Below are 15,617 nucleotides of genomic sequence, written 5' to 3'. Positions count from 1 at the left end.
GGGGCTCCGGGCCGAGATCGTGATGAAGGGTCGCTCAGGCCGGGTCGGAGGCGTCGGACTCGATGATGCCGACCCGCGCGAGCTCGCTCCACAGACCGGCGCCGTCCGGTGCGTACACCCAGGGTGCCGACGAGTCACGGGAGCGTTCCTGCGCCCGCGAGCGTCCACCGGCGAGGACCGCTTCGCTCGTGGACAGCTGCCGGATGGCGACGCCCGCGACGTTGTCCGGGTGCTCCCGCGAGAAGTCGCCGTAGAGGCTCTCGTCGTGCTGTCCGTCGTCGCCGACCAGGAGCCAGCGGATGTCCGGGAAGTCCTTCGCGAGCCGGCGCAGGTTCTCCTGCTTGTGCAGCTGCCCGCTGCGGAAGAACCGGTCGTGGGTGGGACCCCAGTCGGTGAGCAGGAGCGTGCCGGACGGGTACATGTTGCGCGACAGGAAGCGCTGCAGCGTCGGGGCGACGTTCCACGCTCCGGTCGACAGGTAGACCGTCGGGGAACCGGGGTGCTGCGCGAGGATCCGCTCGTACAGCACGGACATGCCGGGCACGGGGCGGCGGGCGTGCTCGGTCAGCACGAACGAGTTCCAGGCGGCGAGCATGGGGCGGGGGAGCGAGGTCACCATGACGGTGTCGTCGATGTCGGACAGCAGCCCGAAGCGGGTGTCCGGGTGCACGACGAACACGTCGGCCTCGACGTCGCGCCCGCCGCCCGCCGACAGCCGCACCGTGCGCCAGCCGGGCTCGAGGTCGATCGGGACGATGGTGTCGACGACGCCGCCACGGTCGGTCTGCACCACGTGGGAGACCCCGCCGGCGGTGACGGTGACCTCGGCGTGGTCGACGGCGACGCTCGTGAAGCTCTTCCAGCCGCGGACTCCGGCGTAGGAGACGTCGGAGGCGAGACCGCGGCGCGTCAGCAGCACACGGCAGAGGATGCGCACCCAGCCGGGCGCGCCGTAGCCGGTGTACGGGACCACCGTCGGGACGAGTCCGCGACGGCGTGCACGGTGCTCGCGGAACTCCTGGACGGCGTCCTCGATGCGGGCCGCGCGGTGCAGGAGCGGCTCGGCCAACGACGGCTCGTGGGGCGTCGGGTCGGGCATGGCGTCATCCTCCCACGGGCGGCTGACGAAACCCGCGCGCTGTACAGAACTGGTGCGTCGCAAGTGGTGAGTCGCAGCCACGTTCCAGGTGCGTTCTGCGAAAGTTGTCCCCGTCACACCAACCAACCGCGCTGGAGCGCAAGAGGAGAACACGTGCTCGTCACCGAGGTAACGAACGCTCTGCCGGGGGGATCATCACTGCTCAGGAACGAGCCGGTCCAAGCCCGCAGTTCGGCGCGCCTCGCCGGCCTCCTCGACGCCGCAGCCGCGGTGATCGACGAGATCGGGTTCGAACGGCTCACGACCGCCATGGTCGCCGAGCGCGCGGGGGCGTCGATCGGCACCGTCTACCGGTACTTCCCGGACCGCATCGCCGTGGTCGAGGCACTCGCGATCCGCTGCACCCAGCGGCTCGCCGCCCGCTTCGTCGAGGCGCTCGACGCCAGCGGCGCCGTGACCTGGCAGGACGCCAACGACGCGCTCATCGACATGACCGCAGAGATGTACCGCACCGAGCCCGGCTTCCGGGCCATCCGCTTCGGCGACCCGGCGGACACCGGAACGGGCGACGCGGAGGACCGCATGGGTGCGCTCGGCGCGGCCGTCGGCCAGATCATGCGCGACCGCTTCGGCCTGCCGGACGACGAGCGCATCACCCGCGCCTGGGTCGTCCTCGCCGAGTCCGGTCACGCGGTGCTGGCACGGGCACACCGCGACCGCGAGCACCCCGACACGGAGCTGATCGAGGAGTACCGCCGGATGAACCGTGCGCACCTGGAATCGGTGATCGCCGCTTCCTGACCGTCCCGTCGAACCGGCGCGACACGCCGGAGACCGAACCGACCCGCCCGCGCCTCCGAACACCGAGGCGCGGGCGTCGTCGTCCCCGCCGATCCCGTGGTTCCCGTCGGCATCCCCACCGACCTGTGCACCGCCGCGGGTCCGTCACGGATCGTCACAGCGAACCGATGTCGGCACCCCCGGGTACTCTCATCCGGAGTCGGGCTACCTCCGAACAGAAGGGCACCCCATGATCGAGTTCCGCTCGGTGCGCAAGACCTACCCGGACGGCACGACTGCGGTCGAGCACTTCGATCTGGTCATCCCGTCCCGGACCACCACCGTCTTCGTCGGATCCAGCGGCTGTGGCAAGACCACGCTGCTCCGCATGATCAACCGCATGGTCGACCCCACTTCCGGAACCGTCGAGATCGACGGCTCGGACGTCGCCGGGATCAACCCCGTCGAGCTCCGTCGCCACATCGGCTACGTCATGCAGAACTCCGGGCTGCTGCCGCACCGCAAGGTCGTCGACAACATCGCGACCGTCCCGCTGCTGACCGGCGTCTCCAAGGCCGACGCCCGCAAGCGCGCCCTCGAGCTCATGGACACCGTCGGACTCGACCGTGCCTTCGCCGACCGCTACCCGTCACAGCTGTCCGGCGGCCAGCAGCAGCGCGTCGGTGTGGCCCGCGGCCTGGCCGTCGACCCGAACATCCTGCTCATGGACGAGCCGTTCGGTGCGGTGGACCCGCTGGTGCGCAACGACCTGCAGGACGAGCTCATCCGCCTGCAGCGCGAACTCGGCAAGACCGTCGTGTTCGTGACGCACGACATCGACGAGGCGTTCAAGCTCGGCGACCAGGTCGTCATCCTCAAGAAGGGCGGCGAGATCGCCCAGCAGGGGACGCCGGCCGAGATCCTCGCCGCACCCGCCGACGACTTCGTCGCCACGTTCATCGGCGCCGGCCGCGGGCGCCGCGCGCTCCGCGTCGAGCAGACCCCGACCGGTCCGATCGTCGTCGACGGTGAAGGCCGTGCAGCGGGCGTGCTGACGGGCCCCGTCGGGGTCGTCGACGCCGCCGAGGCCGTTCCGCAGTCCGACTCCCGAGCAGCAGAGGCCGGAGCGTCCCACGACGCACCGGGTGCCCCGGCGCAGGGTGGGGGCACCCGGTGAAGTGGGTGCTGGCGAACCTCGACACGATCTGGGACAACACGGTCTCCCACCTCGCGATCGCGATCCCGCCGATCATCGTCGCGTTCCTGCTGTCGATCCCGATCGGGTGGCTGGTGGTCCGGCTGCAACGCCCCGGTGGGTCGCGCTTCGCCTCGGGTGTGGGCAGCAGCATCGTGACCCTCGCCGGTCTGCTCTACGCCATCCCGTCGCTCGCCCTGTTCGTCGCCCTGCCGAGCATCATCGGCACCGGCCTGCAGAGCCCGATCAACGTCGTCATCGGTCTGACGCTGTACGGCCTCGCCCTGATGGTCCGTTCCACGGTCGACGGGCTGACCTCGGTCGACTCCGAGACCAAGTCCGCCTCGACCGCCATGGGCTACTCGCCGGCGCAGCGGTTCTTCCGGGTGGAGCTCCCGCTCGCCGGTCCGGTCCTGCTGGCCGGCCTCCGGGTGGTCTCGGTCTCCACGATCTCGCTGACCACGGTCGGCGCGGTCCTCGGCATCCCGAGTCTCGGCCTGCTGTTCACCGACGGCCTGGGGCGCGGAATCTACGAGGAGATCCTCTCCGGCATCGTGATGGTGCTCGTGCTCGCCTTCGCCCTCGACGGCCTCCTCGTGCTGCTCGGGCGCCTGGTCATGCCGTGGACCCGGACGAACTCGGTGTCACGCCGACAGGCTCGCCGAGTCCTGCAAGCAGCGGAGGTCTCCTCGTGATCATCGGTGAGGCCTTCGCGTGGGTGTTCGACCCCACGAACTACGGCGGGTACAACGGCATCCCCACGCGCCTCTGGGAGCACGTCTGGATCACCCTGCTCGCGGTGCTCATCGCCGCGGTCATCGCTGTGCCGGTCGGGTACGCGATCGGCCACACCCGCCGCGCTCGTGGCTTCTCGATCGCGGTGTCCGGCGGGGTGCGGGCGCTCCCGACGCTCGGCGTGCTCTCGCTGTTCGGGCTGCTGCTCGGCATCGGGCTGCAGGCTCCCTTGCTCGCCCTCGTCATCCTGGCGATCCCGTCGGTGCTCGCCGGTGCGTACTCCGGCATCGAGTCCGTCGACCCGGGGGTCGTCGACGCCGCGAAGGCCCAGGGCATGACCGGCTGGCAGATCCTGTGGAAGGTCGAGATCCCGCTCGGGCTCCCGCTCCTGATCGGTGGCATCCGCGCCGCGGTGCTGCAGGTCGTCGCGACGGCCACGCTCGCCGCGTACGTCGGGGCCGGTGGCCTCGGCGGGTACTTCTTCCTCGGCCTGAAGACCCAGGACTACGCCGAGATGCTCGGCGCCTCCATCCTCGTGATCGCCCTCGCGATCGCGTTCGAGATCGTGTTCGCCGTGCTGCAGCGGGCGGCGGTGCCGAAGGGCACCGCGGACCCGTCGGCCCGACAGCGTCAGGGGTCGCGTGAGCGAGCCCGCAATCCACTCCCGGAAGGAAATCCCTCGTGATCACAGCACCCAAGATCCGCGCCGGTGTCGCCGCCGCGATGGCGGTCGGCGTCGTCGCCGCCCTCGCCGGCTGCGCGTCGAGCGACCCGCTCGACAGCGGCTCCAGCGACTCGTCCGACTCGAAGACGATCGTCGTCGGCTCGCAGCAGTACTACTCGAACGAGATCATCGCCGAGCTGTACGCCCAGGTCCTCGAGAAGGACGGCTTCGACGTGAAGCGCAACTTCAACATCGGGCAGCGTGAGGTCTACATCCCGCAGCTCGAGAAGGGCGCCATCGACGTCATGCCCGAGTACAGCGGCAACCTGCTGCAGTACTTCGACAAGGACTCGGACGCGAAGACCGCCGACCAGATCGACGACGGGCTCGACACGGCCCTGCCGAAGGGCCTCCGGGTCCTCGACGAGGCCGACGCGACCGACCAGGACAGCTACACCGTCACGAAGAAGTTCTCCGAGGACAACGACGTCACGAGCCTGGCCGACCTGAAGAACGTCGACGAGAAGCTCACCGTGGGCGCCAACTCCGAGAACCAGACGCGGCCGTACGGCCCGAAGGGGCTCAAGTCGGTCTACGGCGTCGACGTCGACTTCAAGGCGATCGAGGACGGCGGCGGTGCCCTGACCGTCAAGGCGCTCAAGGACGACACCGTCCAGCTGGCCGACATCTACACCGCCGACCCGAGCATCAAGGCGAACGGCTTCGTCACGCTGCAGGACCCGGAGAACCTGATCCTGCCGCAGAACGTCGTGCCGGTCGTCTCGAAGAAGGTCAACGAGAAGGCTGCGGACGCGATCGACTCGGTCAACGAGAAGCTCACGACCGAGGCCCTGATCGAGCTCAACACCAAGAGCACGGCCGACAAGGAGAAGGCGTCCACCATCGCCGAGGACTGGCTCAAGGCCGAGGGTCTGCTGTAGCCAGAGGTTCACGAACAAAACGACAGGCGTCGGGTATCCACCCGGCGCCTGTCGTCGTTCGTGGAGCAGGCAGCGCGAACATCCGTGCCGCACGGTTGTGCCGTGCAGGGGCCGTGCACGTTTGTGCAGAGACTGGTTCTACAAGTTGTCGAAGTGGAGTCCAGCGCGATAGCGTTGGGGTGTCCCAAGGGCTGTGACACCTGATGTATCCGTTCCACAGGAAGCAACTGACGTGCACGAACAGCGCGCGGCCACCCGTCTCGGAATCGCCGCATGAACGACCTCCTCGATCCGCTCCTCCTGTCGCGGTGGCAGTTCGGTCTGACGACCATCTACCACTTCCTCTTCGTCCCGCTGACGATCGGCATGGCAGCCGTTGTGGCCGTGTTCCAGACCGCCTGGTACCGGACCGGCCGCGCGCACTACCTGCAGCTGACGCGGTTCTTCGGGCGGATCTTCCTGATCAACTTCGCGATGGGTGTCGTGACGGGCATCGTGCAGGAGTTCCAGTTCGGCATGAACTGGTCGAACTACTCGCGCTTCGTCGGTGACGTCTTCGGCGCACCGCTCGCGCTCGAGGGCATCCTGGCGTTCTTCTTCGAAGCGGCCTTCATCGGCATCTGGATCTTCGGCTGGGACCGCCTGCCCAAGGGCCTTCACCTGGCCAGCATCTGGTGCGTGAGCGCCGGCACGATCATGTCGGCGTACTTCATCATCGCCGCGAACGCGTTCATGCAGCACCCGGTCGGCTTCGCGATGAACGAGGCCAAGGGCCGTGCGGAGCTCACCGACATCTGGGCGGTGCTCGGCAACAAGGTCGCCCTGGCCGCGTTCCCGCACACGCTCTTCGCCTGCTTCATGGTCGCCGCGGCGGTCATCATCTCGGTCGCGGCCTACCACCTGGCCCGCAACCAGAACCTCGAGACGATGCTGCCGGCGCTCAAGTTCGGCATGTGGACCATGCTCGCTGCCGGCGCGCTGACCGTCCTGACCGGCGACCAGCTCGGCTTGACGATGGTCGACACGCAGCCGATGAAGATGGCGGCGGCCGAGGCGCTGTACAACACCGCGACCGGCAAGGACGCCTCGTTCTCGATCTTCACGCTCGGCACGCCCGACGGCGTGCACGAGCTGTTCTCGATCCGGGTGCCGTACCTGCTGTCGTTCCTGTCGACGCACACGTTCAACGGCACGGTCGAGGGCATCAACGACCTGCAGGCGCAGTACACGCAGGTGTACGGCCCCGGCGACTACAAGCCGATCATCTGGGTCACCTACTGGTCGTTCCGCTGGATGATCGCCCTCGGTGTCGGCGCGGTCATGGTCTCGCTGGTCGGGCTGTGGCTGACCCGCAAGGGCCGGTTCCCGACGCAGCGCTGGGTGTGGCGCATCGCCACCTGGACGGTGCCGCTGCCGATGGCCGCGATGATCGTCGGCTGGGTCTTCACCGAGATGGGCCGCCAGCCGTGGCTCGTGTTCGGGCTGCTCCAGACGAAGGACGGTGTGTCGCCGAACGTGACCGGACTCGAGGTCCTCATCTCGCTGCTGGTCTTCACCCTGATCTACGGCTCGCTGGCCGTCGTCGAGTTCAAGCTCATCAAGAAGGTCGCGCAAGAGGGGCCCGCCGACCCGGACGAGGTCGACGAGGAGACCGGCGAGGTCAAGCACGAAGTGACGGTCTACTAGAAATGGACGCTGCCTGATGGATCTCCCCGTTCTCTGGTTCGCGATCGTCGGCGTCTTCTTCGTCGGCTACTTCGTCCTCGACGGATTCGACTTCGGTGTCGGCATGTCCCTGCCGTTCCTCGGCAAGGACGACACCGACCGTCGGGTCCTGATCAACACCATCGGCCCGGTCTGGGACCTCAACGAGACCTGGGTCATCGTCGCCGGGGCGTGCCTGTTCGCGGCGTTCCCGGAGTGGTACGCCACGATGTTCTCCGGCTTCTACCTGGCGCTGCTGCTCATCCTCGCTGCACTCATCCTGCGAGGGGTGTCGTTCGAGTACCGGCACCAGAACAAGCACCTCGAGTGGAAGCGCCGCTTCGACCTGATGATCATCGTCGGCAGTGCCGTGCCGTCGTTCCTGTGGGGCGTCGCGTTCGGCAACGTCGTCCGTGGCATCCCGATGGACGCCGGGCACAACTACACCGGCACGATCTTCGACCTGCTCAACCCGTTCGCGCTGCTGACCGGTGCCGCGACGCTGCTGGTGTTCTTCACCCACGGGGTCGTCTTCGTCGCGCTGAAGACCGAGGGCGACATCCGCGTCCGCGCCAAGCGCCTGGCGACCCGGGCCGGCATCGTCACGATCGTCGTCGGCGCCGCGTTCCTGGTGTCGATGGCCTTCGTCCGGGCCACCCCGGCCTCGCTGGTGCTCTCCGTGGTCGCCGCCCTGGCCCTGGTGCTCGCCGTGCTCTGCAACGCCTGGGGCAAGGAGGGGCGCGCCTTCACGCTGATGGCGGTCACCATCGCCACGATCGTGCTCGCGATGTTCACGGCGATCTTCCCCGACGTGATGCCGGCCTCGAACGACGTCGCGAACAGCCTGAACGTGTACAACGCCTCGTCCGGGTCGTACACGCTGACCGTGATGAGCTGGGTCGCGCTGATCTTCGTGCCCCTGGTCTTCTCGTACCAGGCCTGGACCTACTGGGTGTTCCGCAAGCGCGTCTCCCGCGCCCAGGTCACCGCGGCCGCGCACTAGGCGGACGACGATGAAGCCCCTCGACCCCCGACTCCTGCGGTTGTCCCGGACGGCGCGCGGCTTCATCGTCGCCGCCGCCGGCACGGGTGTCCTCCGCACGCTCGCGACCATCGCGATCGCGTGGGGGATCGCCGCGGCCGTCACCCTCGGGGTCGACGCCGTCGGCGACGGCACGGTGCCGGCGGCGTTCGGGCAGGCGCTCGCGCTGCTCGGCGGGGCGTTCGTCCTGCGTGCGGTGGCCGCGTGGGCGACCGACGACCTGGCGGCGCGCGCAGCGGCGAAGGTGAAGAGCGAGATGCGCACGACGGTGCTCGCCCGCGCCGCCGAGCGCGGTCCGTCGTGGCTCGCGGGCCGGTCGAGCGCCGGCTTCGCCACCACGCTCGGCCCCGGGCTCGACGCACTCGACGCCTACTTCGGCCGGTACCTGCCGCAGCTCGCGCTCACCGCGATCGCGACGCCGATGCTCCTGGTCGCGATCGGCCTGGGCGACCTGACGAGCGGGCTGATCATCCTCTTCGCCCTGCCCGTGATCCCGGTCTTCATGATCCTGATCGGCCTGGCCACCCAGTCGCTGCAGCGGAGGCAGTCGGACGCCCTCGCGAAGCTCGGTGGCGCCTTCACCGAGGCCGTCGAGGGGCTCGCCACGCTCAAGGTGTTCGGCCGTGCCCGCCGCCAGGTCGGTCGCATCGGGGCGGTCACCGACGAGTACCGCCGGGGCACGATCGGCGTGCTCCGGCTGTCGTTCGTGAGCGGCTTCGCGCTCGAGCTCGCCGCGAGCCTGTCCGTCGCACTGGTCGCCGTCTCGATCGGCATCCGCCTGGTGGACGGCTCGCTCGGCCTCGGGGCCGCGATGTTCGTGCTCGTGCTGGCACCGGAGGCCTTCGCTCCCATCCGCCAGGTCGGCGCCGACTTCCACGCCGCCCAGGACGGCGTCGAGGCCTCGGCCGCGGTGCTCGACGTGCTGGCCGACGACGACGCTGACGCCCCGGCCCCCGGCCGCAGCAGCCGGAGCCAAAGCGGCGGGAGCGGGACCGACGGCGCCGACACGGACGCCGTCACGCCCGCCACCGCCCTGGACGTCCGCGGGCTCACCGTCCGCCGACCCGACGTCGTGATCGGACCGTTCGACCTGCACGCCGAGCCCGGCACCGTCGTCGTGCTGGCCGGCCCGAGCGGTTCCGGCAAGTCGAGCATCATCGCCGCACTCCGCGGCGTCCTGCCGCACGACGGCGTCGTCACCGTGCCCGGCCCGGCCGGTGCCTCCGTCGCCGAGCGCACCACCTGGGCCGACCAGCGGCCGCGTCTCGTCCGCGGGACGATCGCCGAGAACGTCGCGCTCAGCGCGACCCCCGATGACGCCGACGTGCGCACCGCCCTGGGCGACGCGGGGCTGGGACTCGACCCGGGCCTCCCGGTCGGCGCCGGTGGCAGCGGACTGTCCGGCGGCCAGGCACAGCGTGTCGCCGTCGCCCGCGCGCTGTACCGCGCACGCCGCGCCGCCACGCCCCTCGTGCTGCTCGACGAGCCGACGTCCGCGCTGGACGCCGAGGCCGAGGAACGCGTCATCGCGGCCGCCCGTGCCCTGGCGGCCGACGGCGCCGTCGTCGTGGTCGCCAGCCACCGACCCGCGGTCGTCGCCGCGGCGGACGTCCGCGTGGACGTCCGCGCCGGTGGGTCCGTGACGGTCCGCAACGGGGTGCGCGCATGAGCCGGGAGGCCCGTGGCGGCTCCGTCCTACGGCTCGCGATGCCGCACGGGTCGGGTTGGGCGAAGGCGGTCGCCGCCGGGTCGCTCAGCGCGGTCTGCGCCGTCGCGCTCCTCGCCGCGAGCGGCTACCTGATCACCCGTGCCGCCGAGCACCCGCCGATCCTGTACCTGACGCTCGTGATGGTCGGCGTGCGTGCCTTCGCGCTGGGGCGTGCCGTGCTCCGGTACGTCGACCGGCTCGCCGGGCACGACGCGTCCTTCCGGCAACTGGCCGTGGTGCGGACGGAGATGTACCGGCGGCTGGCGTCGATCGCGCCCGCCGGACTCGGGCGGACCGGACGCGGCGACCTCATGACGCGCCTGGTGACCGACACCGACCGGTTGCAGGACCTGCCGATCCGCGTCGTCGGGCCGCTCGTCTCCGCCGGGGTCGTCGCGGTGCTGTCGGTCGTCGCCGTGGCGCTCGTGTCGGTGCCGGCGGCGCTCGTGCTCGTCCTCGCGCTGGCGGCCGCGGCCCTGGTCGGCACGATCGTCACCCGGGCCATCGCCGAGCGCTCGGACCGCGAGACCGCCGCCGACCGGGGTCGCGTCGCGGACCTGGTGCTCGACACCGTCCGGACGCTCGACGTCTTCGCCGCGTACGGCACCCTCGACGAGCGGCTCGCGCACATCGCCCGGCTCGACGCGGGTGTCACCCGGGCCGTCCGGCGCCGTGGCACGGTCGAGTCGCTCGTCGGTGCCCTGGTCGGCCTGGTCGGTGGCGGTGCGGTGATCGGGATCCTCGCCGTCGGTGCCCCCGCCGTGGTGTCCGGTGCGCTCGACGGTCCGCTCTGGGCACTGGCGGTCTTCGTGCCGCTGGCGCTCTTCGAGGTCGTCGGGACCGTCCCGCTCGCCGTCCTGACGCTCCGCCGGGTGCGTGCTGCGGCCGAACGTGTCGAGCAGGTCGTGCCCGCCGAGGTGCCCGTCGGCATCGTCCCCGAGCCCGACGAGGACGCCGACCCGGCGTCGCTCGTGGTCGAGGGGCCGGTCACGCTCGCCGTGCAGGATCTGACCGTCCGCTGGCCTGGTGCTGCCGAGCGTGCAGTCGACGGGGTCTCGTTCACGCTCGCCCCCGGCGAGGTCGTCGTGCTCGAGGGGCCGAGCGGTGCCGGCAAGTCGACCCTGGTCGACGCGCTCGTCCGGTTCGTGGAGCACGAGGGCTCTTACACGCTCGACGGCGTCGAGGCGAAGGCGATGCACCCCGACGCGGTGCGGGCCCGGGTCGGCCTGATCGAACAGGACCCGTTCGTGTTCGACCAGTCGGTGCGGCAGAACCTGCTCTTCGCCCGTGAGACCGCGACCGACGACGAACTGCTCGCCGTGCTCGACCGGGTCGGCCTGGGGGAGTGGGTCGTCCGGCGGGGCGGGCTGGACGCCTTGGTCGGGGAACGCGGCGTGCTCGTGTCCGGCGGCCAGGCGCACCGGCTCGCGCTCGCCCGCGCACTGCTGCACGCGTTCCCGGTGCTGGTGCTCGACGAACCGACCGCCGACGTCGACCCGGACCTCGGTGACACCGTGCTGCGCGACCTCGTCACCACGGCCCGCGCAGCGGGCCGGACGGTCGTCATCGTCTCGCACGTCCCGGTGGCGCCGGACCTGGTCGACCGCACCCTGCGGATGCGGGACGGACGCCTGCTCGCCGGGTGAGCCGACAGGCGGACGCGGGACGGGCCTCCCGGCTTGTATCGTTGACGACCGTGACCACCGAGCAGCACGCCGAGGACCCGAACGCCTACGACTTCCGTCGTATCCAGGAGAAGTGGCAGCCCCGCTGGGAAGAGCTCGGGCTCTTCACCACCGACCTCGACGACACCCGTCCGCGCAAGTACATCCTCGAGATGTTCCCGTACCCGTCCGGCGACCTGCACATGGGGCACGCCGAGAACTGGGCGCTCGGGGACTTCGTCGCGCGCTACTGGCGTCAGCAGGGCTTCAACGTGCTGCACCCGATCGGTTGGGACTCCTTCGGGCTGCCCGCCGAGAACGCGGCGATCAAGCGCGGGGTGGACCCGAAGGACTGGACCTACGCGAACATCGAGCAGCAGAAGGCGTCCTTCAAGCGCTACGCGCCGTCGTTCGACTGGACCACCGAGATCCACACCTCGGACCCCGAGTACTACAAGTGGAACCAGTGGCTGTTCCTGAAGATGTACGAGAAGGGCCTGGCGTACCGCAAGGACAGCTGGGTCAACTGGGACCCGGTGGACCAGACCGTGCTCGCGAACGAGCAGGTCCTGCCCGACGGCACCTCGGACCGCTCCGGCGCCGTCGTCGTGAAGAAGAAGCTCACGCAGTGGTACTTCAAGATCACCGACTACGCCGACCGGCTGCTCGACGACCTGAACCAGCTCGAGGGGCGGTGGCCGGCGAAGGTCATCGCGCAGCAGCGCAACTGGATCGGCCGCTCGGTCGGTGCCGACGTCGACTTCGTGATCGAGGGCCGCGACGAGCCCGTCACGGTGTTCACCACGCGTCCGGACACGATCCACGGGGCGACGTTCCTGGTCGTCGCGCCGGACTCCGACCTGGCTGCCTCGCTGGTCGCCGACCCGTCGGTGCCGGCCTCCGTCCGTGACGACTTCGACGCCTACCTGACGGCGACGCAGAAGACGTCCGAAATCGACCGGCAGAACGCCGACCGCCCGAAGACCGGCGTGCCGCTCGGCCGGTCCGCGATCCACCCGCTCACGGGGGAGCGCCTGCCCATCTGGGCTGCCGACTACGTGCTCGCCGACTACGGCCACGGCGCCGTGATGGCCGTGCCCGCGCACGACCAGCGCGACCTCGACTTCGCGCGGGCGTTCGACCTGCCCGTCAAGGTGGTCGTCGACACGAACGCCGCCGTCACCGGGGCGATCCCGGTCATCCCCGAGGGCGCGACGCTCGACGACTTCGACGTGCCGACCCTCGACCCGGTCGCCACCGGCGAAGCGCTGACGGGTCAGGGCCGGATGATCAACTCCGGGCCGCTCGACGGCATGTCGAAGCAGCACGCCATCACCGCTGCCATCGCGCTGCTCGAAGAGCGCGGCACCGGCCGTGCCGCCAAGACCTACCGCCTGCGCGACTGGCTCATCTCGCGCCAGCGCTTCTGGGGCACCCCGATCCCGATCATCCACGGCGCCGACGGCACCGAGCACCCGGTGCCCGAGGACCAGCTTCCGATCGTGCTGCCCGACACCGAGGGGCTCGACCTCAAGCCGAAGGGCACGTCCCCGCTCGGTGGCGCGACCGACTGGGTGAACGTCCCGAACCCCGTCGACGGCACGCCCGCGCTCCGCGACACCGACACGATGGACACCTTCGTCGACTCGTCGTGGTACTTCCTGCGGTTCCTGTCGGCGAACGACGACACCCAGGCGTTCGACCCGGCAGCCGCGCGCCGCTGGGCTCCGGTCGACCAGTACATCGGCGGCATCGAGCACGCGATCCTGCACCTGCTCTACGCCCGCTTCGTCACGAAGGTCCTGTTCGACCTCGGGTACCTCGACTTCACCGAGCCGTTCTCGGCGCTGCTCAACCAGGGCATGGTGCTGTCCGGTGGCTCGAAGATGTCGAAGTCGAAGGGCGGCGTCTCGCTCGGCGACGAGCTCGACGCGAACGGCGTCGACGCCATCCGACTGGTGATGGGCTTCGCCGGCCCGCCGGAGGACGACATCAACTGGGAGGACGTCTCCCCGTCCGCCTCCGCACGCTTCCTGGCGCGGGCGTACCGCCTGGCGCTCGACGTCACGTCCGCACGCGACGTCGTGTGGGCCGACGGCGACCGGGCTCTCCGCCAGGTCACGCACCGGTTCCTCGCGGACGCCCCCGGGATGATGGAGTCGTTCAAGTTCAACGTCGTGATCGCGCGACTGATGGACCTGGTCAACGTCACCCGCAAGGCGATCGACAGCGGCCCCGGTGCCGGTGACCCCGCCGTGCGCGAGGCCGTCGAGACCATCGCGCTCGGGCTGAGCGTCTTCGCGCCGTACACCGGCGAGGAGATGTGGGAGCGGCTGGGCTACGAGGCCACCGTCGCCACGTACGGCTGGCGGAAGGCCGACCCGACGCTGCTCGTGCAGGAGACCCTGACGGCCGTCGTACAGGTCAACGGCAAGGTGCGTGACTCGTTCGAGGTGTCGAAGTCGATCGAGGCGGACGAGCTCGAGCAGCTCGCACGGTCGTCGGCGAACGTGCAGCGGTACATCGGTGACCGCGAGATCGTGAAGGTGATCGTCCGGGCGCCGAAGCTCGTGAACATCGCCATCAAGGGGTAGCGACCGTCGCTGGCGTCGTCCCTCACAGCAGGGGCGTTCGCGGCGCCCGTCCACGGGTGTGAACTCCGGAGCCCGGCCGATCGGCCGGGCTCCGTAGCGTTCGGGGCATGTCGTCCCCGTCGTCTCCCGGACCCTGGTGGTCCCGTCTCGCGCTGTCACCGCGGGCCGCCGTGGTGCTGGCGGCTGTCGTGGTGGTGGTCGCCGTCCTCGTGGTGCTCGTCGGGGCGCTGGTGTCGGGTGGTGGCGAGGGTGCTGGAGGAACGGGCGGGGTCGTCGTGCGTGGGGCGCCGACGGCCGGTGCGGCGTCGGGCGGCCCGTCGCCGGCGGCTGGTGCGTCTGCCGGTGCTGCTCCGTCCGCTCCTGGTGCCGGGCGCGTCGTGGTGCACGTGCTCGGGGCGGTGCGGCGGAGCGGTGTGGTCGAGTTGCCGGCATCGAGCCGGGTCGGTGACGCGCTCGAACGTGCCGGTGGGGCCAACGATGACGCCGACCTCGACCGGCTGAACCTGGCCCGGGTGCTGACGGACGGCGAGCGGTTGTACGTGCCGCGGGTCGGGCAACAGGAGGTACCTGAGGCGCTCGGACCGGTGGCAGACGGTGCTGCCGCCGGGCCGACTGCCGCTGCCGCTGCCGGGGCCGGGAGCGGCGGTGGCTCGGCGGGCACCGGGGGCGAGGAGTCCGCCGTCGTCGACCTGAACACCGCCGACCAGGCCGTGCTCGAGACCCTGCCCGGCATCGGACCGGGGCTGGCCGGGCGGATCATCGCCTGGCGTGACGAGCATGGCCGGTTCACCGCGGTCGAGGACCTGCTCGACGTCAGCGGCATCGGCGACGTGCGGTTCGCCGAGCTCCGCGATCGTGTGCGGGTCTGAGGGGCGACGGTGCAGCTCGCGCCGAGTGCGACCGACCTGCGGGTCGCGGTGCCGGTGGCTGTCGCCTGGATCGCGACCGCCCTGCTCGTCGGCGTGCCCGACGTGGCACCCGTGGTCGGTGGCGCTGTGGCGCTCCTGACCGGCGTCAGCGGGATCGTTCTCCGGTGGCGTCGGGGCACCGGCGTCGTACCGGCCGTCGCCGGGCTGCTGCTCGTCGCGGGGGCCCTGACGACGCTGCTCGCGGTGTCGGTCACCGTGGGAGAGTCCCGGCGGGCTCCGGAACCGCTCCGCACGCTCGTCGCCGGTCCGGGGGCGGGGCGCGTGGACGTCGAGGCGGTGTTGACCCGCGACCTCGTGCCGGGTGACCGCTCCGTCACCGCGACGCTCGTGCGTGCGGACGACCTCGACGGGCTCCGCGTGCCGGTCCGGCTCGTTCCCGACCAGCACGGCGGTGCACCGGGTGCCGTGCTGGCAGCCGGTGCCCGGGTCACCGTGACCGCCGCCGTGCAGCCGGACGAACCCGGATCGGCGACCGCGTTCGTGGCGTTCGCGCGCGGGACGCCGTCGTCGGTGCCGCCCGACGGACTGCTCGGCGCCACCGACACCGCGCGACAGGCCTTCG

Annotated in this window: 12 protein-coding genes; 11 read left to right on the top strand and 1 reads right to left on the bottom strand. The window is 70.7% G+C overall.

Annotation, left to right across the window (positions count from 1 at the left end):
- Positions 1 to 34: 34 nt before the first annotated feature.
- Positions 35 to 1,099, bottom strand: coding sequence for an App1 family protein (locus DEJ04_RS11470; protein ID WP_110864632.1), 1,065 nt, complete (start codon positions 1,097 to 1,099; stop codon positions 35 to 37).
- Between the two features lie 270 nt (positions 1,100 to 1,369).
- Here DEJ04_RS11470 and DEJ04_RS11465 point away from each other — a divergent pair, with 270 nt between their 5' ends.
- The 11 genes from DEJ04_RS11465 to DEJ04_RS11415 all read left to right on the top strand — a co-directional run bounded on the left by DEJ04_RS11465 (position 1,370) and on the right by DEJ04_RS11415 (position 14,995).
- On the top strand, positions 1,370 to 1,900 hold the full coding sequence (locus DEJ04_RS11465) for a TetR/AcrR family transcriptional regulator (RefSeq protein WP_181437801.1): 531 nt from the start codon (positions 1,370 to 1,372) through the stop codon (positions 1,898 to 1,900).
- Between the two features lie 229 nt (positions 1,901 to 2,129).
- Positions 2,130 to 3,056 (top strand): ABC transporter ATP-binding protein, encoded by a 927-nt coding sequence (locus DEJ04_RS11460; RefSeq protein WP_027465271.1) that lies wholly within the window; start codon positions 2,130 to 2,132, stop codon positions 3,054 to 3,056.
- Positions 3,053 to 3,769, top strand: coding sequence for an ABC transporter permease (locus tag DEJ04_RS11455; RefSeq protein WP_110864634.1), 717 nt, complete (start codon positions 3,053 to 3,055; stop codon positions 3,767 to 3,769). The genes DEJ04_RS11460 and DEJ04_RS11455 overlap by 4 nt, the downstream gene beginning before the upstream one ends.
- Positions 3,766 to 4,494: an ABC transporter permease gene (locus DEJ04_RS11450; protein ID WP_111047143.1), complete on the top strand. Its 729-nt coding sequence runs from the start codon at positions 3,766 to 3,768 to the stop codon at positions 4,492 to 4,494. Before DEJ04_RS11455 ends, DEJ04_RS11450 begins: the two co-directional genes overlap by 4 nt.
- A complete protein-coding gene (locus DEJ04_RS11445; RefSeq protein ID WP_111047142.1) occupies positions 4,491 to 5,414 on the top strand; it encodes an ABC transporter substrate-binding protein in 924 nt (307 codons plus the stop codon). Before DEJ04_RS11450 ends, DEJ04_RS11445 begins: the two co-directional genes overlap by 4 nt.
- Positions 5,415 to 5,687: 273 nt before the next feature.
- Positions 5,688 to 7,100 carry a cytochrome ubiquinol oxidase subunit I gene (locus DEJ04_RS11440; protein WP_071405716.1) on the top strand — a complete coding sequence of 471 codons (1,413 nt, stop codon included), beginning with the start codon at positions 5,688 to 5,690 and terminating at the stop codon, positions 7,098 to 7,100.
- A 16-nt stretch (positions 7,101 to 7,116) separates the two neighbouring features.
- Complete coding sequence (gene cydB, locus DEJ04_RS11435) at positions 7,117 to 8,121, top strand: cytochrome d ubiquinol oxidase subunit II (protein ID WP_111047141.1); 1,005 nt, start codon at positions 7,117 to 7,119, stop codon at positions 8,119 to 8,121.
- A 10-nt stretch (positions 8,122 to 8,131) separates the two neighbouring features.
- Complete coding sequence (cydD, locus tag DEJ04_RS11430) at positions 8,132 to 9,829, top strand: thiol reductant ABC exporter subunit CydD (protein ID WP_111047140.1); 1,698 nt, start codon at positions 8,132 to 8,134, stop codon at positions 9,827 to 9,829.
- Positions 9,826 to 11,514, top strand: coding sequence for a thiol reductant ABC exporter subunit CydC (gene cydC, locus DEJ04_RS11425; protein ID WP_111047139.1), 1,689 nt, complete (start codon positions 9,826 to 9,828; stop codon positions 11,512 to 11,514). The genes cydD and cydC overlap by 4 nt, the downstream gene beginning before the upstream one ends.
- Before the next feature lie 50 nt (positions 11,515 to 11,564).
- Positions 11,565 to 14,126, top strand: a complete 2,562-nt coding sequence (leuS, locus tag DEJ04_RS11420; protein ID WP_111047138.1) for a leucine--tRNA ligase — start codon at positions 11,565 to 11,567, stop codon at positions 14,124 to 14,126.
- 107 nt (positions 14,127 to 14,233) lie between these two features.
- Positions 14,234 to 14,995 carry a ComEA family DNA-binding protein gene (locus DEJ04_RS11415; RefSeq protein WP_111047137.1) on the top strand — a complete coding sequence of 254 codons (762 nt, stop codon included), beginning with the start codon at positions 14,234 to 14,236 and terminating at the stop codon, positions 14,993 to 14,995.
- Positions 14,996 to 15,617: the final 622 nt, after the last annotated feature.

This window comes from Curtobacterium sp. MCLR17_044 (assembly GCF_003234435.1).
GTDB lineage: Bacteria > Actinomycetota > Actinomycetes > Actinomycetales > Microbacteriaceae > Curtobacterium > Curtobacterium flaccumfaciens.
The sequence above is the reverse complement of the archived record's forward strand: the minus strand, read 5'-3'. Positions and strand labels throughout refer to the sequence as shown.

What these genes read in the sequence shown, in the direction of transcription:
- DEJ04_RS11460 (WP_027465271.1), top strand. Translation starts at nt 2,130, where the DNA reads ATGATCGAGTTCCGCTCGGTGCGCAAGACCTACCCGGACGGCACGACT.
- DEJ04_RS11440 (WP_071405716.1), top strand. Translation starts at nt 5,688, where the DNA reads ATGAACGACCTCCTCGATCCGCTCCTCCTGTCGCGGTGGCAGTTCGGT.
- cydB (WP_111047141.1), top strand. Translation starts at nt 7,117, where the DNA reads ATGGATCTCCCCGTTCTCTGGTTCGCGATCGTCGGCGTCTTCTTCGTC.
- DEJ04_RS11415 (WP_111047137.1), top strand. Translation starts at nt 14,234, where the DNA reads ATGTCGTCCCCGTCGTCTCCCGGACCCTGGTGGTCCCGTCTCGCGCTG.
- cydD (WP_111047140.1), top strand. Translation starts at nt 8,132, where the DNA reads ATGAAGCCCCTCGACCCCCGACTCCTGCGGTTGTCCCGGACGGCGCGC.
- cydC (WP_111047139.1), top strand. Translation starts at nt 9,826, where the DNA reads ATGAGCCGGGAGGCCCGTGGCGGCTCCGTCCTACGGCTCGCGATGCCG.
- DEJ04_RS11470 (WP_110864632.1), bottom strand. Translation starts at nt 1,099, where the DNA reads ATGCCCGACCCGACGCCCCACGAGCCGTCGTTGGCCGAGCCGCTCCTG.